The 1,207-nt window shown below is 48.5% G+C and carries 1 protein-coding gene; it reads right to left on the bottom strand.

Annotated elements, in window-relative coordinates; all coding sequences use genetic code 11:
- A partial coding sequence (locus tag WEIDD23_RS13715; RefSeq protein WP_197458863.1) for a hypothetical protein occupies window positions 1-1,207 on the bottom strand: 1,207 nt, incomplete at both ends.

Here is a 1,207-nt window from a genome sequence, read left to right on the forward strand (position 1 = left end):
TTACTGTCCCATTGATATTCTGGGTCAGTTTGGCAGTTTGCGTAATTGGGGCAAACACAATTTGTGACGTTTGATCCACCGACGTATTGGCATCAAACGTCCCATAGACAGACGCTGTTAAGTTACCCGTACTTAAATTCAATTGCACACCGCTCGCTAATTGAGAAGCCGCTGTGTCAATCCGATAACCCATCGGGGCGTAAATATATCCACCAGTTGGCGTGGATGTTCCGGTTGTTAATGACGCATCAGTCTGACCAACGATTTGCTGGACGTTCCGAGAATCCGTCGGCCCGCCGCTGTAGGTGAATGTCGCAGTTTGCTTGTCGGCCGTGTAATCAACCTTAAAGTTTTGCATGGCACTATCTGTTGTGGTGCTACCGTTAGCGGTCGCATCAAATTTACCATTATCAACCAAAGCCGCCTGCATCGTGTCGTACGTTTTACCATTCGGTCCCGTGACTTTATAGGTATACCCCGCCACTTTCAGACTATCATCTGTAATCGTAATGGCATCACCAGTCTTACCAGTTGCTGCCGTGGCGGTGCCATTTTTAACAGTATTATTAGCATTCAACCCTGCTTTCGTCACAGTGGCCGCTTGGTATGATTTGGCATACACGACCCCCAACGTATAGTTATAACTGTTGGCATCATTAACCTTTGCACTCACCGTATTTGCCTTTGTCGCATAGTAACCTGGAATCGTTGGGGCGTTATAGGTCACCGACTCACCTGTTACGGTCGGTGATAGACCGGTGATCCCAATTGATTGTCCATCCCCGACGGTTACTTTAGTCGCCGCCAACAAGTCTGCACCGGATTCATCTTTATAGGTCACATTTACCGGAATCGGTTCACGTGATCCTTTGACATCCATGGTTGCTTCCCATTTCGTCCACGACCCCGTCCCACCAGTTGTATTCACACCAACCGATAGATACGGCATTGTACTTTTATCAATTTGGACGAAGACTGATTTCCCAGCCATCGTCAAAGTCAAAATTCCGCGACCACTATCCCCCGCGTCGGCATCATAGGTCAACGTATACGGCGTTCCTTTACCTTGGGTCGTCGCGTCTGACGTCACCGTTCCTTTACCCGGTTGCCAAGCTGATGCGTAATTAGTATTTAGTGTCACGACACCTGCCGAAGCGTTGGTTTGACGTAACACCATCGCTGGATAAGTACCATTTGGGTCACCAAA

It is taken from the genome of Weissella sp. DD23 (assembly GCF_001579105.1).
Lineage (GTDB): Bacteria > Bacillota > Bacilli > Lactobacillales > Lactobacillaceae > Weissella > Weissella cibaria.